Source organism: Streptomyces sp. MMS24-W38 (assembly GCF_059889265.1).
This window is the reverse complement of the sequence record NZ_JCBCPP010000001.1, coordinates 4,348,178-4,372,154: the sequence shown is the minus strand read 5'-3', so window position 1 is coordinate 4,372,154 and position 23,977 is coordinate 4,348,178. Positions and strand designations below refer to the sequence as shown.

The following is a 23,977-nucleotide window of genomic DNA, read 5'->3' as shown; positions in this document are numbered from 1 at the left end:
CGACACGGTGTGCGCGCTTGGTTCCCGCAACGCACGGCGGGGACCTTGCCCGATCACGTACCCCACCTCGGCCTGAAGGCCGGGACATCCCCCGAAGGAGTTCAGGTGACCGTCCGGCCGACCCCCACATCGCGCGGCGAGCGCGGCGTCCGGGGCTCGCGCGTGGCCGCCCCCTGGGTACGCACCCGGCTGCGGGCCGCGCCCGGGGCCGCGCTCGCGCTGGCGCTGCTGGTGGCCGTGACCGCGTTCCTGGCCGCCGTGCTGCCGCGCGCGGTCGACCGGTACGGCGACGCGGGCCTGCACCGGGCCCTCGAGTCGGCCGGGCCGGACAGCACCGGCGTGCAGCTGGCCGCGCCGGTGCCCGACGCCGGCCTGCCCCAGCAGGAGCGGGAGACGGCCGTGCGCGGGGACGCGCTCCGCGCCCACCGGTCCGAGCTCCTCGCCCTGGCCGGACGGTCCCTGCCCCTCGACCCGCACCAGTCCTCCTCCGGCGTGCGCACCTTCGAGCCCCAGAAGATGTCCGAGCCCTGGCTGCCCCGTCCGAACGGGGTGCCCGCACACCTCTACCTCCTCGCGCAGAACGGGCTCGCCGACCACTCCCGGCTGCGCGAGGGCCGGCTGCCGAAGGTCCCGGACACCGTGACCTCGGCGACGACCCGGGTCGAGGGCGCCGTCTCCGCCGACACGGCCAGGGACCTGAACATCGAGGTGGGCTCCGTCCTGACGTTCCCCGGTGTGGCACGCGCTCCCCTCGAGGTGCGGATCACCGGCATCGTCGAACCGCGCGATCCCCGGGGCGCGTACTGGTCGGCCGACCCCCTGATGCGCACCCCGGGCCTGACGATCCTCCCCGGCGACCCCGACGCCCGGCAGTACTGGATGGGCGCGCTGCTGCTGCCGCCGGACGCGGCCCCCGCCCTGCTGAGCACGGCCGGGGAGCCCTGGCGGTACTGGGGGCTCGCCCCGTCCGTCCCCGACCTGCACGGCTACGACGTACCCCGGCTGACGTCCGCCGTCGCGGCCGTGGAGTCCGGTCCGGTCCTCCAGCGGATGCGGGAGGCCACCGCACTCGACATCAGGGCGCGCAGCGAGCTGGACGACGTGCTCACCGAACACACCGGGCTGCGCACCGCCATCGGTCCGCTGGCCGCCGTCGCCGCCTTCGGCACCGGCACGGTCGCCGTCGTCGTCCTGCTCATGGCGGGCGGCCTCGCCGCCGACCGGCGCAGCGGCGAACTCACGCTGCTGCGCGCCCGCGGCGGCTCCCTGCGCGGCGTCACCGGCCGGCTGCTGGCCGAGACCGCGGTGGTCGCCGTGCCCGCGGCCCTCCTCGGACTGGCCGCGGCCTGGCTCACGGTCCGCGAGGCCCGGCCGGCGTACTCCGTGGCCGCCGCCGGCGCCGTCGCGCTCCTCGCCTGCCTGGCCCTGCCCCTGCGGGCCCTCGTCGCGCACCGCGCCGTCCGCGCGCACACCGGGCGCCGGGACGTCGCCACGGCCCGCCCCGCACGGCGCCGCACGGTCGCCGAACTCACCCTGCTCGTAATGGCGGTGGGCGCGGTCGTGGCACTGCGCACCCGCGGCACGTCGGGCGGGCCGGACGCCTCCGGGGACCACCTGGTGTCCCTGGCCCCGGTGCTGGTGGGCGTGATCGCCGCGCTGGTGCTGGCACGGCTGTACCCGCTGCCCCTGCGCGGGCTGGCCCGCCCCGCGGCACGGCTGCGGGGCGTGGTCGGCCCGCTGTCCCTGGCCCGCGCGGGCCGTGCCTCCGGCTCCGCGGTGCTGCCCCTGCTGGCCCTGCTCACCGCGCTGACCACGGCCGCCTTCGGTGGTTCCGTGCTCAGCGGCGTGGCCGACGCCCGGGACCGGGCGGCCCTGCTCACGGTCGGCGCCGACGCCCGTGTGGGGGCGCTCCACGTACTGCCCGCCGACCTGACCGACCGGGTCCGCCGGGCACCCGGCGTCCAGGAGGTCACCGCCGTCAGCGTCGCCCACCACGCCCAGTCCCGGGAGGGCGCGGTCCCGGTGGCCGGCGTCGACCCGGCCGGCTACGCGGCCCTCACCCGGCACACCGGCATCGGCACCTTCGACCGGGACGTCCTGGCGCCGGGCGGGTCGGACACCCTGCCCGCCGTGGCCTCCCCCGGGGTCGCCGACCGCCACGGCACCCGGCCCTTCGCGGTGCGCATGGAGGACGGCAGCTCGGTCAACGTGCGGATCGTGCTGGTGCGGGAGCGGACCCCGGCCGTCGTCGGCGAGGAGTTCCTGGTCGTGGACCGGTCCGCGCTCTCGGCCCGCGCCGCCCGCCCGACCGCGCTGCTGGTGACCGGCGACCGGGTGGACGGGGCCGCGCTGCGCCGGGCGACGGACAGCGGGACGTCGGTCCAGGTGCGCGCCGAGGAACGCGCCGGATACGTCGACTCGCCCCTCCAGTCCGGCGTGGAACGCGTCTACACCGCGGCGGTGGCGGCGGGCGCCGGGTACGCCGTGCTCGCCCTGCTGCTGACCCTGGTGCGTGCCGCCCCCGAACGGGCCGCGCTCCTGGCCCGCCTGCGCACCATGGGCCTCACCCGCGCCCAGGGCCGCCGCCTGCTCGTCCTGGAGTCCCTCCCGCAGGCCCTGCTCGCGGCGGCCGGCGGCACCCTCACGGCGTGGGCGACGATCCGGCTGCTCGCCCCCGGCATCGACCTGACGGCCGTCGCCCTCCCGGCGACCAGGTCCCCGGCGGGCCGGGCCACGCTGCTCACCGACCCGGTGTCACTGCTGGTGCCCGCCCTGACGGTGGTCGTGCTCACCGTCGGGATCGCGGCGGCACAGGCCTGGTGGACGGGCCGCCGGGACGCGGTGCGCGAACTGCGGGCGGGTGACGCCCGTTGACCGTACGGCCCTGCTCCCGACGAACCCGGCCCCTGCCGTTCCTCTTCCAGGAGATGCTGCACGATGACCCCGACGACCCCGGATCCCACGCTGGCCGAGCTGGCCCACCGTGTCGCCGCCGACCGCGAGCGTCCCGCCTTCGGCCATGACGCGCTCATCACCTGCGACCGTCTCGTCCGGGTCTTCACCGCGGACGGCGTGGAGGTGCAGGCCCTGCAGGGCCTCGATCTCCTGGTGCGCGAGGGCGAGTTGATGGCTCTCGTGGGCGCGTCCGGCAGCGGCAAGTCGACCCTGATGAACATCCTGGCCGGGCTGGACACCCCCACCGCCGGCGCGGCCCGGGTCGCGGGCCGCGACCTGCTCGCGATGACCGCGAAGGACCGCCTCTCCTACCGCCGCGAGGTCGTCGGCTTCGTCTGGCAGCAGACCTCCCGCAACCTGCTGCCGTATCTGACCTCGGCGCAGAACGTCGCCCTGCCGATGCGTCTGCGCGCCGCCGCCCGGGGTCGGTCCGCCCGCCGGGCCCGCGCCGAACGCGTGGTGGAACTGCTGGAGTTGCTGGAGGTCGCCGACTGCCGTGACCGGCACCCGCACCAGATGTCCGGCGGCCAGCAGCAGCGCGTAGCCATCGCCGTGGCCCTTGCCAACGATCCGTCGGTCCTGCTCGCCGACGAGCCGACCGGCGAGCTGGACTCGCACACCGCGGAACAGATCTTCGCCGCGTTCCGCACCGCGAACGAGCGGCTCGGCACGACCATCGTGATCGTCACCCACGACCAGGCGGTGGCGAGCGAGGTCCGCCGCACGGTCGCCATCCGCGACGGCCGCACCTCCACCGAGGTGCTGCGCCGCAGCGAGGTCGACGCCGCCACCGGTCACGAGACCGTCGTCGCCCGCGAGTACGCCATGCTCGACCGCGCCGGCCGCCTCCAGCTCCCCGCCGACTACACCCGGACCCTGGGCATGCGCGACCGCGTCGCCCTGGAGCTGGAACCGGACCACATAGCCGTCCGCCCGGACGACAGTGAGCGCGCCGAGGGCTGAGGACCGGGGGTCGGCGGGGGCTGCCTCAGCGCACGCTGAGGCCGAGCGCCCCGAGCCCCGCGCGCCGCAGGGCGACGGACCCGTACGGTGTCCGCAGCCGGAGCCAGGTCCCGGAGACGAGCAGCACCGGCGCGCCGTCCGCGTCGGCAGGCTCGAGGGGCCGGAGGAAGCCCAGTGACTGGGCCGCGTGCACGGCCCGCACCGGGAGGTCGGTCCGGCCGACCGTGCGGGACCAGATCTCCCGCCCGATCCGGTCGAGTTCGGCCCGGGTGCGCGACTCGGCGGTCAACGCCTCGGTGCGCGCCCGGAACTCGGTGACCGCGGCGGCGACGAGCGCGCGGAGGGCGTCCGGTGCGGGCAGCCCCGGTTCGGCCTGCCAGCCTCCGCGCGGCGGGAGCACGCCGGCCCACGGCGGCCCGGTGACCGCGCCCGGCACCGTGGCGGTGGCGGCGGACTCGTCCACCGATTCCAGCAGCTCACCGGCGGACACGGTCACGTCCAGGGTGACGTCGAGACCGTTCTCGTACGGCTTGGCCAGCCGCACGGCGCGGATCGCCAGCACCTCGAAGGAGGGAGGGCGGCCGAACACGGCCAGTGCGGTGCCCGACGCCTTCAGGCGCACGGCGGCCGCACGGTCGTAGTGGAGCAGCCGGGAGAGGAAGGCCGCGAGATCCGCCGCCTCCCCCTCGTCGGCGAGGTGGAGCACCGTCATGCCGCGACGGCCTCCTCCTGGTCGGCGTCGGCGTTCCCGTCGTCTTCGCCGTCCCCGCCGTCCGTGTATTCCTGGAGGAACTCCTTCTCCTCCCGGGTGATACGGCGCGGACGCTGGGCCTCGAAGTCGAACGGCACGATCACCGTGGAGGCCCGGACGTAGAGCTGGTCGCCGTCCTTCACCTCGTAGGTGAGGGTGAAGGACGCCGCCCGGATCTCCGTGACCCACAGCTCGATGTCCACCGGCGTGTGCCGGTGGACGAGCTGCCGCTTGTAGTCGATCTCATGGCGTGCCACCACGGACCCCTGCTGGAAGTCCTTGTCCGGGCGGAACAGGAAATCGATACGGGCTTCCTCCAGGTAGCGGAGGAAGACCACGTTGTTGACGTGGCCGTACGCGTCCATGTCCGCCCAGCGCAGCGGGCAGCGGTAGATGTGCCGCAAGAGATCAGCCCCGGGTCAGCTTCTTGTAGGTGGCGCGGTGCGGGCGGGCGGCGTCCGGGCCGAGCCGCTCGATCTTGTTCTTCTCGTACGACTCGAAGTTGCCCTCGAACCAGAACCACTTGGACTCGCCCTCGTAGGCGAGGATGTGCGTGGCGACGCGGTCCAGGAACCACCGGTCGTGGGAGATGACCACGGCGCACCCCGGGAACTCGAGTAGCGCGTTCTCCAGGCTCGACAGCGTCTCGACGTCGAGGTCGTTGGTCGGCTCGTCGAGGAGCAGCAGGTTGCCGCCCTGCTTGAGGGTGAGCGCGAGGTTCAGCCGGTTGCGCTCACCGCCGGAGAGGACACCGGCGGGCTTCTGCTGGTCCGGCCCCTTGAACCCGAAGGCGGAGACGTAGGCCCGCGAGGGCATCTCGACCTGGCCCACGTTGATGTAGTCCAGCTCGTCGGAGACGACGGCCCACAGCGTCTTCTTGGGGTCGATGTTCGCGCGGGTCTGGTCCACGTAGGAGATCTTGACGGTCTCGCCGACCTTGACCGACCCGGAGTCGGGGTCCTCGAGGCCCTGGAGCATCTTGAACAGCGTGGTCTTGCCGGCGCCGTTGGGACCGATGATCCCGACGATGCCGTTGCGCGGCAGCGTGAAGCTGAGGTCGTCGATCAGCAGCTTGTCGCCGAAGCCCTTGCTGAGGTTGTTCACCTCGACGACGACGTTGCCCAGCCGCGGGCCCGGCGGGATCTGGATCTCCTCGAAGTCCAGCTTCCGCATCTTGTCGGCCTCGGCGGCCATCTCCTCGTAGCGGGCCAGACGCGCCTTGGACTTGGCCTGGCGTCCCTTGGCGTTGGACCGCACCCACTCGAGCTCGTCCTTGAGGCGCTTCTGCCGCTTGGCGTCCTTGGCGCCCTCGACCTTGAGGCGGGCGGCCTTGGTCTCGAGGTACTTGGAGTAGTTGCCCTCGTAGCCGTGCAGCCGGCCGCGGTCGACCTCGCAGATCCACCCGGCGACGTTGTCCAGGAAGTACCGGTCGTGGGTGACGGCGACGACGGTGCCCTCGTACTTGGCGAGGTGCTGCTCCAGCCAGTTCACGGACTCGGCGTCGAGGTGGTTGGTGGGCTCGTCGAGGAGCAGCAGGTCGGGCGCCTCGAGCAGCAGCTTGCAGAGCGCGACGCGGCGCTTCTCACCACCGGAGAGGTTGGCGACGGGCCAGTCGCCGGGCGGGCAGCCCAGGGCGTCCATGGCCTGCTCCAGCTGGGCGTCGAGGTCCCAGGCGCCTGCGTGGTCGAGCTGCTCCTGCAGCTTGCCCATCTCGTCCATGAGCTCGTCGGTGTACTCGGTCGCCATCTGCTCGGCGATCTCGTTGAACCGGTCGAGCTTGCCCTTGGTCTCGGCGACACCCTCCTGGACGTTCTCCAGGACGGTCTTCTCCTCGTTCAGCGGGGGCTCCTGGAGCAGGATGCCCACGGTGTAACCGGGAGTGAGGAAGGCGTCGCCGTTGGACGGCTGCTCCAGCCCCGCCATGATCTTCAGAACGGTCGACTTACCGGCACCGTTCGGACCGACGACACCGATCTTCGCCCCGGGGTAGAAGCTCAGGGTGACGTCGTCGAGGATCACCTTGTCGCCGTGCGCTTTGCGCGCCTTGCGCATGGTGTAAATGAACTCAGCCAAGAGAAACCGTCCGGCAGCTTGAAATCTGGCAGTGGGCAGATACACCCCATCTTGCCCGACCGCCACCCCCAGGGGGAAACCCATCTGGCCAGGGGGCGCTGACCTGCGGTTTCGCCGCCGGTGGTCGCGGCTCGACCGTCACCGCCGGTCGTCGTCGGTCGGCCCCGGGCAGCCTCGCACGGCCCACAGACGGCCCGACGCCGGTCCTGGTGGAAACCAGCGGACCGCGGACCGACCTCTCGGCCGCGGCAAGCCGTCGCTGATCGTGGAGCAGAGTGTTTGCCCGGGAGCGGGGAAGGGGTCAGAGCGGGAGGGAGGACAGGAGGCAACTGTGACCGTCCTCGCGATCTTTCTCCTCATCATCGGGACACTCCTGGTCCTGATTGGGATACTTCTGATCCTTATCGGAACATTTCTGATCATCCTCGGGGCTGCCCTGACCCTCATGGGGATGGCCCTGATCGCTGTGGCCGCATTCCTGCTGATCCGGAGACTTCTCGGCCGTGGCCGAACGCGATCTCACTCCTGGTGAACCTGGGGGCGCCCCTTCAGCACAGCCACAACTGATCGTCGGCGGCCGCGACCAGCGGTCGCCGTACCGATCGGCATCGGCTGGTCCGGCGGCCGCTCAGGGGCGCTGCCGTGTACTGCCGTCCGGCGTCGCCGACGTCAGCCGACCGGCTTCCTCCTCCCGGGGGTGTCAGTGGCTGGTGGCAGACTCCCTGGGCATGAGCGATCAGGTGCGTTTAAGAGACGTCGGACACGCCGATCTGGAGGAGTTCTTCGCGCAGGAGCACGATCCCGAGGCCGTCCAGCGGTCGAATTTCCCGCCCCGGGAACGAGAAGCCTTCATGACCCACTGGACGACGAAGGTCCTCGGGGACCCCACCGTCTTCGTGCAGGCCGTCACCGTCGACGGGGAACTGGCGGGCAACGTGGTGGCGTGGTGGGGCGAGGGCCGGCGCTTCATCGGATACTGGCTCGGCAGGCGGTACTGGGGGCGGGGCATCGGTACGCGGGCACTGGCACTGTTCCTGGAGCGGGAGAAGGCCCGCCCCCTGCACGCCGACCCCTTCGTCGGGAACACCGGCTCGGTGCGGCTGCTGGAGAAACACGGCTTCCGGCGTACCGGAACGGTTCGGTACGGAGAGCATGAGCACATCATGTTGACACTCGACGAGGACCCCACCTGAGCCCACCGCTCACCTGACGCGGGGGCGGCTGTGAGCCGCCGCCACTGTCCAGGTGTGTCGACCGGGCTGCTCCTGTCCCGGAGCTCACCGGGACGGAGCAGCGCTCGCGGTGCCGTTCGGCGGGGCGTGACCGATTCGTCGTTCACGGCCGCGCCCCGGCCTTCGAAGTGGGTGCCGTCTCCGGTCAGACCGTGGACGGACACCACCCGTGCCGGTTCAGCTCTCCCGGGTCGTCTCGCGCTGGCGGGTGATGACCAGGGCCGTGCCGCCGAGGACGACCAGGGTGATGGCGGTGCCGACGATCCAGGGGGTGAGGCTGGAGGCGCCGGTCTCGGCGAGGTTGACGTCGGTGGCCGTGCCGCCCACGGGGGTGGGGGTGGGCCCGCTGAGGGTCTGGACGTCCACGCCGGTCTCGGCGGCCCGGGTCCGGCAGTCGAGCATGCCGGTGAACCGCTTCTCGAAGCCGTCCGAGCCCCGGACCGTGAAGTCGTACGCCCGGTCCTCGGCCAGCGGGACCGTCACCGTGCGGGACTCGCCCGGCTCGACGGTGTACTCGCGCTCCGCGAGCTCGAAGGTGAAGGGCTCGTCGTCCTGGTTGACGGCGGTGACGTCGACGCCGCCCTCGGCGCAGTTCGTCCGGGCGGACACCGCCGGTATCGCACCCCGCTCCGCCCAGGTCGCGCTCGCCGTCGCGGAGACCGTCGAGGTGCTGGAGCCGGCCAGGATCTGGGTCTGGCTGCGGCTGTCGGAGGCGAAGGCCCGGCCGACCGGCACGGTGGTCGATGCCTGCGCGGTCAGCTCGACCGTGTCCGCCGGCGCGTCCTCGGGTATCTCGAAGAACACCTTGCCGCCGTCCGTCGCCGTGGTGACGGGCTCGCCGGCCCGGTCGACGATCCGCACCCCGCTCGTGGCGGCGTCCGCCGGCGGTGACACCGTCACGCTGTCCGCGTCCGTGCGCACCGTCACCGGGCCGAGCAGCTCACCCGGACGGCCGGAGACGGCCGGCGGCTCCAGGGTCAGCGACGCCCTCGGCTCCGGCTGGTTCCGGGCGCTCTTCTCCAGGTAGTCCGCGAGCTGCTCCGCCTGGGGGTCCACGGCCTCCACGTCCACGTCGTCGGAGTAGCGCCAGATCGCCACCTGCGTACCGGCCGCCGCGTCCTGCTCGGTGAGCTGGCCCCGGACGCCCGCCCGGTCGGCGAGCGCCGCGAGGTCGTTCACCTGGGGGTAGGAGTTGCGCAGGATCCAGCGGATCCGGCCGGCGTCCTCATTGGCGCCCAGCGAGGTCCCGTTCCACGCGGTCTCGTAGTACTTCGCGTCCGTCTGCGTGGGGGTCTGGATGTCGACGCAGTAGGTCTGCAGCATGCCGCCGCCCTCGACGGACATCTCGAACAGCCCCGCCGACACCCGCTGGTCCCCGGCGGCGCCGTGGATCACGGCCTCGCCGTACGTCTTCAGGCCCTCCACCGTCGCGGCCGCCCCGCCCTCACCGCGCGCCGCGCCGGGAGTGCCAGGAGTGGCGGCAGCCGTCCCGGCGCCGGCCAGCACACCGGCGGCGACGAGTCCGGACACCAGCGTCCCGGCGGCGAGACGGGTCACCGTCGCACGCCGGGGCGCAGAGCACGCAGACAACGCAGAGAACGCAGAGAACGCCGCAAACACCGATTTCCCCTCCGAGCGGGACCCGTTAGACGTGGGGGACGGGCCCCACCAGCAGAATCACCGGCCCCGAGAGCCCCGGGAGCCATGCCCGGCATCCTAAGTACGCCTCGGAGCACGCCTGTCGATGATCAGCTCGGAGGCATGATCCGACTCGCAATCGTTATCGCCGACGCGGGCACGAACAGGGCTTGTCGACAAATCCGCCCGGGACCGTTCCCCATTCAACCGCCGATAAGCCGCACTTCGGCCAGTCGCGCCGCCGGGGCCCGACCGGTGACATCACGTCACCATGGCCGGTTCCGGTGTTCGTTGGGCGGCGACGGTCCCGGACCCGTCGGCCGTGCCCGCCTCTTCGGCCGCCTCGGCTTCCCCACCGGCAGCGGCCGTGTCACCCGCACCCGTCTCCCAGGCGGGCTCCGGCCGGTCCGGGGAGGTCGGCTGCTCCGGCCGGCCCGAGCGCCGGAACGCCGACGTGCCCCGGGCCAGGTCGTGGCCGATCGCCACCGCCTCGATGTCCGCCGAGGTCCGGCCCTGCTGCCCCTCGCGGGTCTCCGTGCGGACCTTCAGCCGCCCCCGCACCAGCACGGGTTCGCCCACCGACAGCGAGGCCATGGTGTTGGTGGCGAGCTGCCGGTTGGCCCACACCGTGAAGAAGTTGGTGTGGCCGTCCGCCCACGCGCTCTTCTCCCGGTTCCAGTACCGCGAGGTGACCGCCAGCCGGAACCTCGCCACCGGTCCGGACGCCGTCTCCCGGTACACCGGCCGCGTCGCCACGTTGCCCACCGCGCAGATCGTCGTCTCGTTCATCGTGCCCGCCTCCCCCGTCCTGACGCCGGCACCGGCGCCGGGCGGATACGCGTACGGGCCCGCCCCGTACGGATGCGAGTCAGACTGCCCCCTTCGGGCCGGGCCCGCTGAGGCCTGTGGACCACCACCGCACTGTGGACAACTCCGCCACCCGAACGAGTCGCGGTGCCGGTGCCTCAGTTCCCCCCGGCACCCGCCCCCACCACCCGCCCGTACTGCTCCCGCACTTCCCGGTACCGCAGCAGCTCCGCCGCCACCGGGTCCAGGACGCGGGCCCGTCCGCACCCCGCGGCCGCCTCCCGCAACCGTCTCTCCGCCTCCTGCCCGTGCCGCCGGGCCGGACCGCGGGCGGCCATCCGGCAGCTCCACTCGATGAGCGGCCCGCCGACGATGCCGAGCACCATCAGCAGCACCGGCACCCCCAGGTTCGGCACCATGAATCCGATGATCTGGCCCAGCAGCCACAGTCCGCCGACGAACTGGAGGATCGTCATGGACGCCTGGGCGAGCACGGCCACCGGCCACCACCCGGGCCGCGGCGGCCGCCCCGGCGGCAGGCTCGCGCGCACGGCGAGGGCGTCCAGCGTCTCGGGCAGCCCCTGGGAGCCCCGTACGGCGGCCTCACGCACCGCCTGCGCCCAGGGCGCGGGCAGGCCGTCCGAGGCACGGTCGGACACCGTGCGCACCGCCTGCTCCACCCGCTGCCGGGCCGTGACCTCCTGGTCGGGCTGCGTCCGCTGCGGGAACTTCCCGGTGGGCGGCCCTCCCCGGTCCTGGCACCAGCGCCACAGCCGCAGCCACGGGGTGCCGCACGCGCGGTTGGCGTTGCGCAGCCACGCGCGTTCGGCCGCCTCGCCCGCCGCGCCGGCGCCCACGGCGTCCGCGAGCCGGTCCGAGAACTCCTCCCGCGCCTCCTCGCTCAGCCCGGCCCGCCGGCGGTTGGCGTAGACGGGCCACAGCCGGGCGGCGGCGACGTCGACGTCCGCGCCGATGCGGCGGCCCGCGGCTCCGCGTTCGGCCACGAACCGGCCGAGCGCCTCCCGCAGTTCGTCGACCCCGTCGCCGGTGAGCGCGGACAGCGCGAGCACCGTCGTGCCGGGTTCTCCGTACTCGTCCAGAGCGATGCCGTCCTCGTCGAGCAGCCGCCGCAGATCGTCCAGGACCTGCTCGGCGGCCTCCCCGGGGAGCCGGTCGATCTGGTTGAGGACGACGAACATGACCTCCGCGTGGGCCGACATGGGCCGCAGATAGCGCTCGTGCAGCATCGCGTCGGCGTACTTCTCGGGGTCGACGACCCAGATGACCGCGTCGACCATGGCCAGCACCCGGTCCACCTGTTCGCGGTGCTGCACGGCCGCCGAGTCGTGGTCCGGCAGATCGACGAGGACGAGTCCGCGCAGCTGGTCGTCCGCGTCCGCCATCGCCTGCAGCGGGCGGCGGCGCAACCGGGGCGGGATGCCGAGCCGTTCGATGAGGCTCGCGGCGCCGTCGCTCCAACTGCACGCGACGGGCGCGGCGGTGGTCGGCCGCCGTACGCCGGTCTCCGAGATGGCGACCCCGGCCAGCGCGTTGAACAGCTGCGACTTGCCACTGCCCGTCGCGCCCGCGATGGCGACCACGGTGTGCTGCCCGGAGAGCCTGCGTCGCGCGGCGGCCGCGTCGAGGACCCGGCTCGCTCCGGCCAGTGTCCGGTTGTCGAGCCTGGCCCGGGACAGTCCCACCAGATCGTGCAACGCGTCCAGCCGCGAGAGCAGCGGCGGGTCGTACGTCAGGGGGGTCACGGCCTGCGGCGCGGGCTTCCGGGCCGCCAGCACGGTGGACCGCTCGATCCCGGCGGTCCCGGCCCCGGCGGTCTCGGTCCCCCGCCGCGCGATCAGTCCGTCGTCCCAGGGGACCTGCGAGGCCGGCCCCTCCGACGGCTCCCCGTCGCCGCCCGCCCCGTCCCTGTCGCCCCCGTCGTCCCTGTGCTCGTCGCCCCTCTCGTCCCCGTACTCGTCCTTCGCGTCCTGGACCTCGGGGGACCCGGCCTCTGCGTCCGGGCGGTCGAAACGCTCAGGGTGCTCGGTGTGGTCCTGGTCAGTGACGGCGGTCACCGGTCACCTCTCCTTCTGCAGTACGGACAACGCGGCGATGAGTTCGGCCTGGGGCTCGGGATGCACCTCGAGCGCGTCGAGCGGCGCGAGCCGACGCTCGCGTTCGGTGTGCATGATCCGGTTCACGTGCTGGAGAAGCAGCCGCCCGCCCCGGTCGCGCAACCGCAACGCCCCGTGCGCGCCGATCCGTTCGGCGAGCTTCTCCCCCGCGGCCCACTCCCGGCGCCCGCTCAGCAACGCGGTGGCGGCCAGGGCGGCGACCGTCCCGGGGTCCGGCGCCGCGGCACGGTCGAGTTCGTGTACCTCTTCCTCGGCGTACTCCTCCAGTTCGCGCCGCCACCGCCGTACGGCCAGCCCGATCCGGTGCTCGGCGCCCTCCACCGCTCCTTCACGGTCGGTGAACTCGGGGGCGTTCGCCGCCGGTTCGCGCCGCCAGGCGGTGTCGACCCGCTCGTCGGCGGCGGTGACGGCACACAGCAGCAGGGCGCCCAGGCTCTCCACGAGGGTGTCGAGGAGTTCAGCGGGAGTGCAGTCGAGCGGGAAGGCGCGCCACCGCTTGAGCGCGCCACCGGCGAGCACGGCCCCGGCCTGCAGCCGGCCGCGCAGCCGCGAGTGCTCGCTGTCGTACGCCCCGTCGACGGCGGAGGTCAGCCGCAGCGCGGCGGCGTGCTGCGCGGCGGCGGCACCGGCGAGTTCCGGCATGCGGGAGCCGAGGGAGTCGAGGATGCCCTGGGCGGTCCGTGCCATGACGTGCTCACGGGCGGCGGGGTCCTGCGTCTGGTGGACGAGCCAGGTCCACAGCGACGCCACCGCGGAGGCCGGCAGCAGCCCGCCGCCCCAGGCCGACTCGGGCAGCTCCGGCACGGTGAAGCGCGGTACGTGGCCGAGTCCGGCCTTGGTGAGCAGGGCGCCGTACTGCCGCGACACCTCGGACACGACCTGGTGGGGCACCCGGTCCAGGACGGTCACGAGGCTGACGTCGTACTCCTTGGCGGCGCGCAGCATGTGCCAGGGGACGGCGTCGGCGTAGCGGGCGGCGGTGGTGACCATGACCCAGATGTCCGCCGCGCAGATGAGTTCGGCGGCGAGGACGCGGTTGTCGGAGACGAGGGAGTCGATGTCGGGGGCGTCGAGCAGGGCGAGGCCGGGCGGGAGGCTGTCGGCGGTCTCGATGCGCAGCACGCGCGCGGGGTTCTCGCCGGGGAGCAGGTGGTGCTCGGCCTCCTGCTGGGGCACCCACACGCGGGTGAGGTCGGGCAGCACCCGCATCCCGCTGAACCAGTGGTGGTCCTCCGGATGGCAGACAAGCACCGGTGTGCGTGTCGTCGGCCGCAGCACCCCCGCCTCGCTGACCCGCCGCCCCACGAGAGAGTTCACCAGGGTGGACTTTCCGGCCCCGGTGGAGCCCCCGACGACAGCCAGCAACGGCGCTTTGGGCTCTCTCAGGCGGGGCACCAGATAGTCGTCGAGCTGCGCGAGCAGTTCGTCGCGGTTGGCACGCGCGCGTGGGGCCCCCGCCAGGGGCAGCGGGAAGCGTGCGGCGGCGACACGGTCGCGCAGGGCGGAGAGTGCGTCGAGCAGCTGAGGCCGTACGTCCAAGGTCACCACATGCGAAGAATGCCCAATTTCAGGGGAATTCTGAAGCATATGAGCATGTCTGCGCGCCGATCGGACACAAGGGGCGGATGGGACGACTGGGGCGCGGGTACGGTCGAGGCATAACGAGTGCACAACACCCGATGCGCGAGAGGCCGAAAGCAGTGCACGATTCGTACCCGCCTGCGATTATCGGGACCGCTTCACCGGACCTCCACATCGAGCCACGGAGGCGAAGCGACAGGGGCAAGGGCACGGGAGCCCTATCCTTGTCCCCGGCAACGTCAGGAACCGGCCACACCCGGGCACCACGACAGTGGCCACCACACCCGGGCCCCCGTAGCTCAGTGGATAGAGCAGGCGCCTTCTAAGCGCTTGGCCGCAGGTTCGAGTCCTGCCGGGGGCGCAAGTACCTTCTGACCAGCGGAAACGCTGGTCCTTCTTCATTCTGGCTTCATCCTGGCTTCATTCCGGGAGGCCGGGACGGCTGGGACTTCCGCCCGGATACCGGGGCGACCCACGGGGGTGCGTGGCGGGGACCGGTGTTCGTGCTCACCCACCACCCGCAGGACACGCAGCCCGCCGCGGGGGTGACGTTCCTGAGCTGCGACGTCACCGAGGCGGCCCGGATCGGGCTGGAGGCCGCGGACGGCAGGAACCTCGAGGCCCTCTCCCCCTCCATCGGCCGGCAACTGCTGGAACCCAGGCTGGTCGACGAGGTGGACCTGCACGTCGCTCCGGTATTGCTGGGTGACGGGATCCGGTTGGTCGACCGCCCCGGCGGCGCTCCCGTCCGGCTCGCACCGCTGAACAGCGACGGCCCCTCGGCCCCGGTGAACGTGCGCTACCGCCCCGTCACGTCCACCTGACCGGGCAGTCGGGGGAACTCGTCAGGGCCGTTCGGGCTGAATATGCCCCATTGCCGGGATCGCCCATAAACGAATGATTGCGGGGAAAAGACGCGGTTGCTGGTAATCATGGACTGGTTCGTCCTCATTCCCCTGTACCGGAGCCGTCCATGCGCACTGCCCCCACCACCGCCCAGATTCCACTGAACGCACAGCGCCACGGGTCCACTCCTCCACCCTCGAAGCCGTCGGAGCCGTCGGAGCGGGTGGAGGAGCGGAGCCTCAGTTTCGAGGGTTTCGCGTACGGGTGCCGGATCGTCCATCAGAGCGCCCCACGAACGGCGCCGCTGCTGCTGCTCGGCGGCTCCTCCCAGGACCGGTACTCCTGGCAGACACACGAGAAGTGGCTGGCTCCGCTCTGCACGCTGATCACCGTGGATCTTCCGGGATACGGCAGCGCGGACTTCCTTCCCTCCCGGTACGGCATCGACTTCCTCGCCGCCGCGGTCAAGCACATGCTGGTGGAGACCGGGATGCCGCAAGTGAATCTCTTCGGCGGCTGCTTCGGCGAAGTGGTCGGCCTCCGCTTCGCGCAACTGCATCCCGAGTTCGTCCGCCGCATCGTCTTCTGCGGCGCGGCGAAGCGTCTCCCCGACATCTACACCGACGTCGTACCGCGCCTGTCGCACGCCTTCGAACGGGGCGACACCGATGCGGCCGTCGGCGGACTGGTGCGGTTGTTCATGTCGAACCCGGGTGCCGGCAAGGTCCGCAGGCACGCGGCCGTGACACGCCTCCTCCAGCGGCAGTTCATGAACCAGACGCCGGACGAGATCAAGAAGGCGCTCGAGCACAACACGAGACTGGTGACGCACGGCTGCTACGAGCCCCTGCCCGTCCCCGACGTGCCGACCCTGGTGTTCACTGGGGAGTACGACACCCTGTGCACCCCCGAGATGGGCCGCGAGCTCGCCGCGACGATGCCCGCGGCGCGGTTCACGACCGTCAGGGAGGCGGACCACCTGGTCACCGTCGAGCGCAGGGAGGAGTCGTCGGAGCTGATCGGCCGGTTCTGCACCGACCTCCCCGTCGAGGACCTGCCGTACTGCACCCCCGTGGAGTCACCGGGCGCCGAACTCGTCGACGTGACGCCGAGCCGATGACAGACATACGGAGAGTGGCCGGAACCCGATGTCGGGTTCCGGCCACTCTCCGCTGTGCGAGCGTCTCCGCGGTACGGACGTCAGGACTTCCGGCCCGGGAGGGTGACGCTGCTCGTGCAGGAAACCTCGGGCCCGCCGGAGCAGGTCTGCCTCGAGTCGTTGACGAAGCGGATCTTTCCGTACTCCTCCGACGTGACCTCGTGCTTGGTCACCTGCGCGCAGCGAACGGTGCCGTTGCTGTCCTTGACACAGTCGCCCGGGCCCTCGGCAGCCACGGCCTGGACGGCACCGGCACCGATCAGGGCGAAGCCCCCCAGGACTCCCGCCACCGCTGCGATCTTCTTCGACTTGAACATCTACCTGTTTCCTTGACGGTCGACCCGCCGCTGAGCGGCGAAGCCGTTCCTGACACCTGGACCGGACACACCGGCCAACGAACGGGGCAGGCCCGGGGCTCGACCACCTGGTTCGAGCCCCGGAACCTGCCCGGATCACCTAGAAGTGATCACTCGCCGCCGACGTTGAAGCTGGTGGCGCAGGCCACGGAGTTGGCGTCGTTGGCCTCCTGCTTGGTGATGCCCAGGATGGAGACTCCGACGTTGACGTCCTGGATGTTGATGAGCCCCTCGGTGGAGTTGTCCTGGGCGCAGGTCGTGCTCTGCTTGTTGTTCAGCAGAACCTCCGGCTCGCCACCGGCGTGGCTGACACCCGCGCCGAGGAAGCCGACGCTGCCGAGCATGGCCATGACGACAGCAGCCTTCTGGTACTTGCGCATTACTTCTCCATTCATCTGGACACGGTCCGTGCTGACCGAGTCACTGACAGTCGCAAATCTAGGCGACGTTTTGCGGCAGTTGTTAGGTGAAACGCCGAAACGCGCTTTTTTCTGAAAGGGGGTTCACCGCGCATCGCCGGTGAGGGCGCCAGGACTTCCCGTCACCGATCGACGCCGTTCACGCAGGAGAGCCGGGCCGTCGAGCCGGAGCAGGTCACCGTCGACTCGTTGACGAAGCGGACCTCTCCGCTCCCGTCCGACGGGGGCTGATACTGCCTCACCTGCGCGCAGCGAACGGCGCCCTTGCTGTCCTTGACACAGTCGCCCGGGCCCTCGGCAGCCACGGCCTGGACGGCACCGGCACCGATCAGGGCGAAGCCCCCCAGGACTCCCGCCACCGCTGCGATCTTCTTCGACTTGAACATCTACCTGTTTCCTTGACGGTCGACCCGCCGCTGAGCGGCGAAGCCGTTCCAAACGATTGGACCGGCCACACCGGCCGGGCAGGCCCGGGGCTCGAACACGTACCTTCGAGCCCCGAGACCCACCCAGATCACTTGACAGTGATCAGTGCTTCTTGCCGCCGAGGTTGAAGCTGGTGGCGCAGGCCACGGAGTTGGCGTCGTTGGCCTCCTGCTTGGTGAAGCCCAGCAGGGCGCTGATGCCCACGTTGACGTCGTCGACGTTGACGAGGCCCTTGGTCGAGTTGTCCTGGGCGCAGGTCGTGCTCTGCTTGTTGTTCAGCTCGAACTCGGGCTCGCCACCGGCGTGGCTGACACCGGCGCCGAGGAAGCCGACGCTGCCGAGCATGGCCATGACGACAGCAGCCTTCTGGTACTTGCGCATTACCTCTCCGTTTCTCGAGTGGACACAGCCCGTGTCGGGCTGGTCACCGTCAGTGGTTAACTTAGGCGAGGTTTTGCGGCTTTGGGTAGGCAAAACGCCGAAACGCGTAAGTTTCTCGCGAAGACGCCGGGTGTGACCCAGCCGCACACCTCGGACAACCCGAACCCGACCTCGGTCACCCTCCACTCGAGCGCGCCCGAGACGCCGGAAAGTCGGCTTCCGCGACTGAAAACCCCTACTCGTCCAGTGAAGTCCCTTTTCTAACGGGTGATCCCAGGACGATCGCCGTGACCAGGGGGAGATCGCCGCGTTGAGCGGGGCGTGCGGCCGCGCGTCATGCTGCCGCGCTTACCAGATCAGTTAAGGAGAACGTGATGTCTCGCATCGCGAAGGCGGCCACCGTCGCTCTCAGCACGGGCGCCGTGATGCTCGGCGGGGCCGGTATCGCCACGGCGGACGCCGGCGCCCAGGGCGCGGCGGTCGGCTCGTCCGGTGTCCTGTCCGGCAATGTGGTCCAGGCCCCGATCCACGTACCGGTCAACGTGTGCGGAAACACCGTCGACGGGATCGGCGCCCTCAACTCGGCCGTCGGCAACACCTGCGTGAACGCCGGCCACAAGAAGCAGCACAAGGGATACGGCTACTGACATCCGTCGTCGTGACCCGAGAGCCCCGGCACCCCCGAGCGCCGGGGCTCTCGGCATGAACGTCGAGAACCCGCGTCCTTCCGCGTATACGGGGAGGCATGCCATACGAGAGTCGGCCCCCGGTGGAGACCGGGGGCCGACTCTCGTATGGCATGCCTCAGGCGTGGAGCCCCAGGTCGCCGTGGACCGGCTTGGCCTCGTTCACCACGGCCGCGGCCTCGTGTGCCGTGCCGAACACCGAGGTGTCGTGCTCCTCGCCGTCCGACGCGTCGTGCAGCGGCATCAGTTCGAAGGGGACCGCGGTGCGCGTGTTCAGGCCGGTGTCGAGGCCGGTGGACGCCAGGTCGAGCTCCTGGGCGGACGCAGGCGCGGCCATGGCGGCGGCGATCAAGGACCCGGCAAGGACGGCGGCAGCCTTCAGGGACTTCATCGTGTTCCTTTCTTCGGCAACGCGGGTCGCCGGAGGGTTTCTGTCGCCGTGCCTAACGATCCCTGACCGGACCGGAAACCGGGGAACCACGGATTGACGAGTCCTCATATGAGATCAATCAGCCGACAACACCTCCGACGGCGCCGACGGAATGGTCGCGGGCAGCCTGACCACAGGCGATGTGGTGGCCGGGGCCGAGGGCGAGGGCGAGGGCGTCAACAGCGTGATGCTCGACGACGTCACGCTGGAGGACGTCGTGGTGGACGGCGTCGTCTGCGTGGTCACGACCGACACCTGCGGGTCGCCGGCGGACAGCTCGTCGATGAGCTTCCCCATCTCGGTCAGCAGGTCGTCGAGCCATGAAAGCGTCGGGGCGGCCGCGTCATCGACTGCGTCATCGGCCCCGTCCGCGCTCTCGCCCAAGATCTCGCCCAAGATCTCGTCGACCACGTCGGTGTTCGCGCCGGTGTTCGCGCCGGCGGTTTCCTCGTCGGCGGCTTCCTCTTCGGTTGCGGCGCTGATCGCGTCGTCACCGGGGAGGAGGAGGTCCAGGAGGCGGTCGACGGCGTCCCACAGGGCGTCCAACGCGTCGCTCATGGGGTCGGTCTCGGCCATGGGCAGCAGTACGCCCGGCGCGGGGGCCGAGGCGAACGGCATGGCCCTGGTGGCCTGTTGCTTCGCTTCGGCCTCCTTCAGCGCGTCCTTCGCGGCCTTGCCCAGTGTCCTCGTCCCGGCCGCGGGCAGCCGGCCGTCGTCCGCCCGGGTCACGGCGGTCAGCAGGTCGATGACCGGGGTGAGTTCGCCCCTACGCACGTCGGAGTTCCTGATCTGCACGAGCGGCGTGTCGGGCGACGCCACCTGGCTGCGCCCACCGGCCGAGTCGGCGGCCAGGGCGGTGGGGCCGGTGAGCCACCAGGAGGACGGCGCACAGTGCGCCGAATGCGATGCGCCGCACAGGCAGAGCGCGCGTGGGAGTTCCTTTCCACGGACCTCGGATCTTGAGCCCACCGTGAGAGCGCCCCCGGCGTCCCGCAACCGGGCATGGACCTTTCGGTTCCCCTCTCACCCCGTTGCCCCGTCCTGCCTGATGGGGCCACAGATCGGGCGTTCGAACCCCGGGCCCCGCGGCGAACCGGCACCCCGTGGGCGTCGTCCGCCGAGAAGGGGCTTCACGATTCCAACACACTTGTCTTACTTGAACGAGTTTCAGGGTTTTTGTCCGTTAGGTGGCTAGAGTTGCGACCCTCCGGACGTACCCCTTGGGCGGACGCACCGCGCTCTTCGCGCTACCTGTCACCGCCACCTTCCCGAAAGGCTTCGCCGGTCATGCGTCATTCCCTGGGCCAGTTGCTTCGTCATGCAACGGTGGGCGTCCTCACCCTGGTCACGGCGTGGGCCCCCTGCGGACCCTCAGCCGCCGCGCCGCCCGCGCCGGAGGCGAGCAGCCTCGCGTTCGTGCAGCGGTACCGCGCACTCCAGCACGGCGGCATCGTGCGCGCCGCCAACTCCTCGGCCACCTGCCGCGCGAGCCACCCGGCGTGCGCGGACGTGCAGGCGGGCGCGCGCGGGGTGAACGGCGACTTCGACATGTTCTACGTCGACGTCGACCGCGACCCGAACACCTACAACTCCTCCCGCGCGGAGGTCCGGCTGCCCTCGGGCTCCCGGGTGACCTACGCACGCCTCTACTGGGGCGGCAACCTGCTCGTGGGCGAGCAGAAGCCGTGGGAGGCCAACGGACGGGTCCTGATCGCCGAACCCGGCGGGGAGTACAAGGAGCTCCTCGCCGACACGGTCGTCGGACACCGGGTGGCGGACGGCGCGGACGCCTTCCAGGCCTCGGCGGACGTGACACAGCTGGTGCGGGACAGCGGTCCGGGTCTGTACACCGTGGCGGATGTCAACGTGGCCTCCGGCCGGTCGACGACCGGCGCGTGGGGCGGCTGGACGCTGGTGGTGGCGTACGAGAATCCGGCGGAACCGCTGCGGCACCTCTCGCTCTGGGACGGCTTCACACCGCTGGCGTCCACCGCCGGGGCGGAGATCGCTCTGAGCGGCCTGGACCTTCCCGCGGGTGCGGAGGGCGAGGTGGGGATGGTGGCGTACAACGGCGACCGCGGCACCACCGGTGACTCGCTCACCCTGACCACCGGCGCGCCCGCCTCCACCGTCGTCCTCGCCGACGCCGCCAACCCCGCCGACGACGTCCTGAACTCCACCATCAGCGGGCCCGGGAGGGCTGTCCCGGCACGGGTGCCGGCGCACGCCAACACCCTCGGCTACGACTCCGACGTGTTCACTCTCGGCCGGGGCCTGCTGCACGCCGGTGACCGGGCGACCCTCCGGCTCAGCTCCGAGCGGAACGCGGCGTGGGCCGGCGTGTTCTTCCTCGCCGCTGACGCGCGGCCGTGAACGCGCCGTCCCCCGTCCCGAGCGCCTTCGCCAGTGAGGAAACCGTGCACATGGAGCTGTCTCCCTCCGGCCGTCGGCCGCGGGTACTGCACCTCACCCAGCCGGTGGAGGGCGGGGTCGCGCGCGTCGTGACGGACCTGGTCCGCACCCAGCTGGCGGACGGCCTGGACGTCACCGCGGTCTGCCCCGACAGCGCCCTCACCACCCAACTGCGGGTGCTCGGCGCGCAGGTACGGAACTGGCGGGCGACGCGCTCGCCGGGTCCGTCGCTCGTGCGGGAGGTACGGCACCTCGCGCGGCTCATCGACGAGGTGCGCCCCGATCTGGTGCACGCGCACAGCGCGAAGGCCGGGCTCGCCGGGCGGCTCGCGGTGCGCGGGCGGATCCCGACGGTCTTCCAGCCGCACGCCTGGTCGTTCGAGGCGGTGGGCGGGCGGACCGGTGCCCTCGCCCTCAGGTGGGAGCGCTGGGGGGCCCGTTGGGCCGCGCGGATGGTGTGTGTGAGCGAGGCGGAACGGGCGACCGGGGTGCACGCCGGGATCGCCGGCCGGTGGACCGTCGTCCCCAACGGCATCGACCCCGAGCACTTCCACCCGGCCGGCGCCGACACCGTACGGGCCGGGCTCGCACCGCTCGTCGGACTGCACCCGGCGGCACCGCTCGCGGTCTGCGTGGGGCGGCTGTGCCGGCAGAAGGGGCAGGACGTCCTGCTGCGGGCCTGGGACGCCGTCGTGCGCAGAGTGCCGGACGCCCGGCTGGTCCTGGTCGGCGACGGCCCGGACCGCGACCGGCTGCGCGAAGCCGCCCCGCCGTCCGTGCTGTTCGCGGGAGCCGTTCCCGACGCCTCGCCCTGGTACCAGGCCGCCGATCTCGTCGTCCTGCCCTCCCGTTGGGAGGGCATGGCCCTGGCCCCACTGGAGGCGATGGCCTGCGGGCGCCCCGTGGTGGTCACCGACGTCGACGGCGCCCGCGAGAGCCTGCCCTCCTCCTTCGCCGCCCGGTGCCTGGTCCCGCCGGAGAACCCGGCGGCGCTGGCCGAGGCCCTGTCCGAGCTGCTGCTCGACCCGCCGCTGCGCGAGTCCCTCGGCGACCGGGGCCGTCGGCACGTGCTGACCCGCCACGACGTACGGCACACCGCCGAGCAGGTCGCGGACGTCTACCGCGACCTGCTCGGCACATGGCCCGCCAGGAAAAGGACGCGTCCGTCCGGGGCCGTCGAGCACGGCGAGGCCCATCCCGCCGAACCCGGACAGCCGCTCGACGCGGGCTGCGGCGCCGGGGCGAACCGGACGACACAACGCGTCGAGCCCACCAAGCACAGGGAGCCCATCCGCTCGTGACTGCCGAACGTACCGTGCCCTCCCCCGGCGTACCGCTGGGGGAGCACGGATCCTCACCCGTCTCCGTCGTGCCGCCGCGCGGCCCCGCCACCGGGGTGCGGTCCCCCGCCAGGCGGCCCCCGGCCCGGCCCCCCTCCCCGGTCCCGCTGTTCCTCGCGGACGGTGCCGCCGCCCTGTTGGGCACGCTGGCCCTCACCGGCGCCCAGCGCCACCCCTCGCTGGTCCTCATGCTGGTCGCCGCGTCGCTGCTGCTGCGCCCGCGCGACGGCCGGCCACCGGTGCCGGGGCTGCTGGACGAACTGCCAGCCGTGTGCGGCCGTATCGCCGTGGCCTGGCTGGCACCCGCCGCGATGTGGGCGGCGTACCGGCCGGAGCACGCGCTGTCCGTCGGCACCGTGCTGACCGGCCTCGCCGTGCAGACGGCGGCGGCCTGTGCGCTGCGCGCGGCCGTGCACGGACGGCGCCGCGCCGCACTGCTGCGCCACCCGCGCGCCGCACTCGTCATCGGCCCGGCGGCGACCGCGCAGCGCGTGGCCGCCGCCGTGCTGCGCCACCCGCGGTGCGGCGTACGGCCGGTGGGGGTCGTCGCCGAGCAGCCGGACGACGCCGAGGGCGTCCCGGTGCTGCGGCCCGGTGAGGAGGTCGAGCGTGCGGTCATCCAGAACGGGGTGCGGGCCGTGCTGGCCGTTCACCCCTCGGTCCGCGCCGAACAGGGGCCGTTGCTACGCACCCTGGCCCAGTCGGGCTGCGTGGTCTGGGAGCTCGACGCCGACTCCCCCTCGTACACGGCGCGGCAGCGGTTGGCCGGGTTCGCCTGCCGACGGCTGGACCTGTCCCCGGTGCGCCGCGACAGCGTGGGCAAACGGCTACTCGACATCCTCGTGTCGGGGGCGCTGCTGATGCTGGTCGGCCCGCTGCTGCTGATGTGCGCGGCGGTCCTGCGGATCAGCGACGGGCCGGGCGTGGTGTTCCGGCAGGAGCGCATCGGCCGGAACGGAAAGCCGTTCACCCTGCTGAAGTTCCGCACCTACCGCCCCGCCGACGAGCACGAGTCGGCGACCCGGTGGAGCGTGGCCGACGAGCACGAGATGCGCCGGTTCTGCCGGATGCTGCGGCGCACCTCGCTCGACGAGCTGCTCCAGCTGTGGAACGTGCTCCGGGGCGACATGAGCCTGGTCGGACCGCGTCCCGAACGCCCCTACTTCGTCGCGCAGTTCTCGCACACCCACCAGGGCTACGCGGCCCGCCACCGCATGCGGACCGGGATCACCGGCCTCGCCCAGGTCCACGGGCTGCGCGGCGACACCTCGATCGAGGACCGCTCCCGGTTCGACTGCGCCTACATCGACGACTGGTCGCTGTGGCAGGACGTCTGCATCCTGCTGCGCACCGCGGCGTCGCTGGTACGCCCGACGGGGAGCTGACC

At 72.1% G+C, this 23,977-nt stretch carries 23 protein-coding genes and 1 tRNA gene; 11 read left to right on the top strand and 13 right to left on the bottom strand.

Annotated features, from left to right (window positions below):
• The first annotated feature begins 105 nt into the window (after window positions 1-105).
• Both AC6F7H_RS18880 and AC6F7H_RS18875 read left to right on the top strand, forming a co-directional pair.
• Window positions 106-2,874 (top strand): FtsX-like permease family protein, encoded by a 2,769-nt coding sequence (locus tag AC6F7H_RS18880; RefSeq protein WP_500758119.1) that lies wholly within the window; start codon window positions 106-108, stop codon window positions 2,872-2,874.
• A 63-nt stretch (window positions 2,875-2,937) separates the two neighbouring features.
• Window positions 2,938-3,918 carry an ABC transporter ATP-binding protein gene (locus tag AC6F7H_RS18875; RefSeq protein ID WP_500758118.1) on the top strand — a complete coding sequence of 327 codons (981 nt, stop codon included), beginning with the start codon at window positions 2,938-2,940 and terminating at the stop codon, window positions 3,916-3,918.
• Window positions 3,919-3,943: 25 nt separating this feature from the next.
• Here AC6F7H_RS18875 and AC6F7H_RS18870 read toward each other — a convergent pair whose 3' ends face one another.
• The 3 genes from AC6F7H_RS18870 to ettA are packed head-to-tail and all read right to left on the bottom strand — an operon-like array spanning window position 3,944 to window position 6,742.
• Window positions 3,944-4,630, bottom strand: a complete 687-nt coding sequence (locus AC6F7H_RS18870; RefSeq protein WP_500758117.1) for a DUF8010 domain-containing protein — start codon at window positions 4,628-4,630, stop codon at window positions 3,944-3,946.
• Window positions 4,627-5,073 carry an acyl-CoA thioesterase gene (locus AC6F7H_RS18865; protein WP_500758116.1) on the bottom strand — a complete coding sequence of 149 codons (447 nt, stop codon included), beginning with the start codon at window positions 5,071-5,073 and terminating at the stop codon, window positions 4,627-4,629. The genes AC6F7H_RS18870 and AC6F7H_RS18865 overlap by 4 nt, the downstream gene beginning before the upstream one ends.
• Before the next feature lie 4 nt (window positions 5,074-5,077).
• Window positions 5,078-6,742: an energy-dependent translational throttle protein EttA gene (gene ettA, locus AC6F7H_RS18860; protein ID WP_500758115.1), complete on the bottom strand. Its 1,665-nt coding sequence runs from the start codon at window positions 6,740-6,742 to the stop codon at window positions 5,078-5,080.
• Between the two features lie 331 nt (window positions 6,743-7,073).
• Here ettA and AC6F7H_RS18855 point away from each other — a divergent pair, with 331 nt between their 5' ends.
• Window positions 7,074-7,274 carry a hypothetical protein gene (locus AC6F7H_RS18855; protein WP_500758114.1) on the top strand — a complete coding sequence of 67 codons (201 nt, stop codon included), beginning with the start codon at window positions 7,074-7,076 and terminating at the stop codon, window positions 7,272-7,274.
• Window positions 7,275-7,470: 196 nt separating this feature from the next.
• On the top strand, window positions 7,471-7,935 hold the full coding sequence (locus AC6F7H_RS18850; protein ID WP_500758113.1) for a GNAT family N-acetyltransferase: 465 nt from the start codon (window positions 7,471-7,473) through the stop codon (window positions 7,933-7,935).
• 216 nt (window positions 7,936-8,151) lie between these two features.
• Here AC6F7H_RS18850 and AC6F7H_RS18845 read toward each other — a convergent pair whose 3' ends face one another.
• From AC6F7H_RS18845 to AC6F7H_RS18830, 4 genes are all read right to left on the bottom strand, one after another.
• On the bottom strand, window positions 8,152-9,594 hold the full coding sequence (locus tag AC6F7H_RS18845; RefSeq protein WP_500758112.1) for a Cys-Gln thioester bond-forming surface protein: 1,443 nt from the start codon (window positions 9,592-9,594) through the stop codon (window positions 8,152-8,154).
• 279 nt (window positions 9,595-9,873) lie between these two features.
• On the bottom strand, window positions 9,874-10,401 hold the full coding sequence (locus tag AC6F7H_RS18840; protein WP_500758111.1) for a single-stranded DNA-binding protein: 528 nt from the start codon (window positions 10,399-10,401) through the stop codon (window positions 9,874-9,876).
• Window positions 10,402-10,577: 176 nt separating this feature from the next.
• Window positions 10,578-12,494 (bottom strand): YfjP family GTPase, encoded by a 1,917-nt coding sequence (locus AC6F7H_RS18835; RefSeq protein WP_500758110.1) that lies wholly within the window; start codon window positions 12,492-12,494, stop codon window positions 10,578-10,580.
• 3 nt (window positions 12,495-12,497) lie between these two features.
• Window positions 12,498-14,102, bottom strand: coding sequence for a dynamin family protein (locus AC6F7H_RS18830; protein WP_500758109.1), 1,605 nt, complete (start codon window positions 14,100-14,102; stop codon window positions 12,498-12,500).
• 321 nt (window positions 14,103-14,423) lie between these two features.
• On the opposite strand from AC6F7H_RS18830, the gene AC6F7H_RS18825 reads away from it, so the two are divergent.
• The 3 genes from AC6F7H_RS18825 to AC6F7H_RS18815 all read left to right on the top strand — a co-directional run bounded on the left by AC6F7H_RS18825 (window position 14,424) and on the right by AC6F7H_RS18815 (window position 16,101).
• Window positions 14,424-14,496: transfer RNA gene (locus tag AC6F7H_RS18825), tRNA-Arg, on the top strand.
• A gap of 142 nt (window positions 14,497-14,638) precedes the next feature.
• Window positions 14,639-14,959, top strand: a complete 321-nt coding sequence (locus tag AC6F7H_RS18820) for a dihydrofolate reductase family protein (RefSeq protein ID WP_500758108.1) — start codon at window positions 14,639-14,641, stop codon at window positions 14,957-14,959.
• A gap of 149 nt (window positions 14,960-15,108) precedes the next feature.
• The gene (locus AC6F7H_RS18815) at window positions 15,109-16,101 is read left to right on the top strand and encodes an alpha/beta fold hydrolase (protein WP_500758107.1); all 993 of its coding nucleotides are present in this window, start codon (window positions 15,109-15,111) and stop codon (window positions 16,099-16,101) included.
• An 80-nt stretch (window positions 16,102-16,181) separates the two neighbouring features.
• Here AC6F7H_RS18815 and AC6F7H_RS18810 read toward each other — a convergent pair whose 3' ends face one another.
• From AC6F7H_RS18810 to AC6F7H_RS18795, 4 genes are all read right to left on the bottom strand, one after another.
• Complete coding sequence (locus AC6F7H_RS18810) at window positions 16,182-16,457, bottom strand: hypothetical protein (protein ID WP_500758106.1); 276 nt, start codon at window positions 16,455-16,457, stop codon at window positions 16,182-16,184.
• A 149-nt stretch (window positions 16,458-16,606) separates the two neighbouring features.
• Complete coding sequence (locus AC6F7H_RS18805; protein ID WP_500758105.1) at window positions 16,607-16,876, bottom strand: hypothetical protein; 270 nt, start codon at window positions 16,874-16,876, stop codon at window positions 16,607-16,609.
• 161 nt (window positions 16,877-17,037) lie between these two features.
• The gene (locus tag AC6F7H_RS18800) at window positions 17,038-17,301 is read right to left on the bottom strand and encodes a hypothetical protein (protein ID WP_500758104.1); all 264 of its coding nucleotides are present in this window, start codon (window positions 17,299-17,301) and stop codon (window positions 17,038-17,040) included.
• Between the two features lie 142 nt (window positions 17,302-17,443).
• Window positions 17,444-17,722 (bottom strand): hypothetical protein, encoded by a 279-nt coding sequence (locus tag AC6F7H_RS18795; protein WP_109379152.1) that lies wholly within the window; start codon window positions 17,720-17,722, stop codon window positions 17,444-17,446.
• Window positions 17,723-18,096: 374 nt separating this feature from the next.
• Here AC6F7H_RS18795 and AC6F7H_RS18790 point away from each other — a divergent pair, with 374 nt between their 5' ends.
• Window positions 18,097-18,369 carry a chaplin gene (locus tag AC6F7H_RS18790; protein WP_500758103.1) on the top strand — a complete coding sequence of 91 codons (273 nt, stop codon included), beginning with the start codon at window positions 18,097-18,099 and terminating at the stop codon, window positions 18,367-18,369.
• A gap of 157 nt (window positions 18,370-18,526) precedes the next feature.
• On the opposite strand, the gene AC6F7H_RS18785 is transcribed toward AC6F7H_RS18790, so the two are convergent.
• Together AC6F7H_RS18785 and AC6F7H_RS18780 are read right to left on the bottom strand one after the other, a co-directional pair.
• A complete protein-coding gene (locus tag AC6F7H_RS18785; protein WP_109379154.1) occupies window positions 18,527-18,799 on the bottom strand; it encodes a hypothetical protein in 273 nt (90 codons plus the stop codon).
• 114 nt (window positions 18,800-18,913) lie between these two features.
• Window positions 18,914-19,633, bottom strand: coding sequence for a hypothetical protein (locus tag AC6F7H_RS18780; protein WP_500758102.1), 720 nt, complete (start codon window positions 19,631-19,633; stop codon window positions 18,914-18,916).
• Window positions 19,634-20,125: 492 nt separating this feature from the next.
• Here AC6F7H_RS18780 and AC6F7H_RS18775 point away from each other — a divergent pair, with 492 nt between their 5' ends.
• Genes AC6F7H_RS18775 through AC6F7H_RS18765 form a run of 3 tightly spaced genes read left to right on the top strand, consistent with a single transcriptional unit; the run spans window position 20,126 to window position 23,975 of the window.
• On the top strand, window positions 20,126-21,211 hold the full coding sequence (locus AC6F7H_RS18775; protein ID WP_500758101.1) for a DUF3344 domain-containing protein: 1,086 nt from the start codon (window positions 20,126-20,128) through the stop codon (window positions 21,209-21,211).
• 50 nt (window positions 21,212-21,261) lie between these two features.
• Entirely contained in the window at window positions 21,262-22,551 is a 1,290-nt protein-coding gene (locus AC6F7H_RS18770) for a glycosyltransferase family 4 protein (protein ID WP_500758100.1), read from the top strand.
• Window positions 22,548-23,975: an exopolysaccharide biosynthesis polyprenyl glycosylphosphotransferase gene (locus tag AC6F7H_RS18765; protein WP_500758099.1), complete on the top strand. Its 1,428-nt coding sequence runs from the start codon at window positions 22,548-22,550 to the stop codon at window positions 23,973-23,975. Before AC6F7H_RS18770 ends, AC6F7H_RS18765 begins: the two co-directional genes overlap by 4 nt.
• Window positions 23,976-23,977 lie beyond the last annotated feature (2 nt).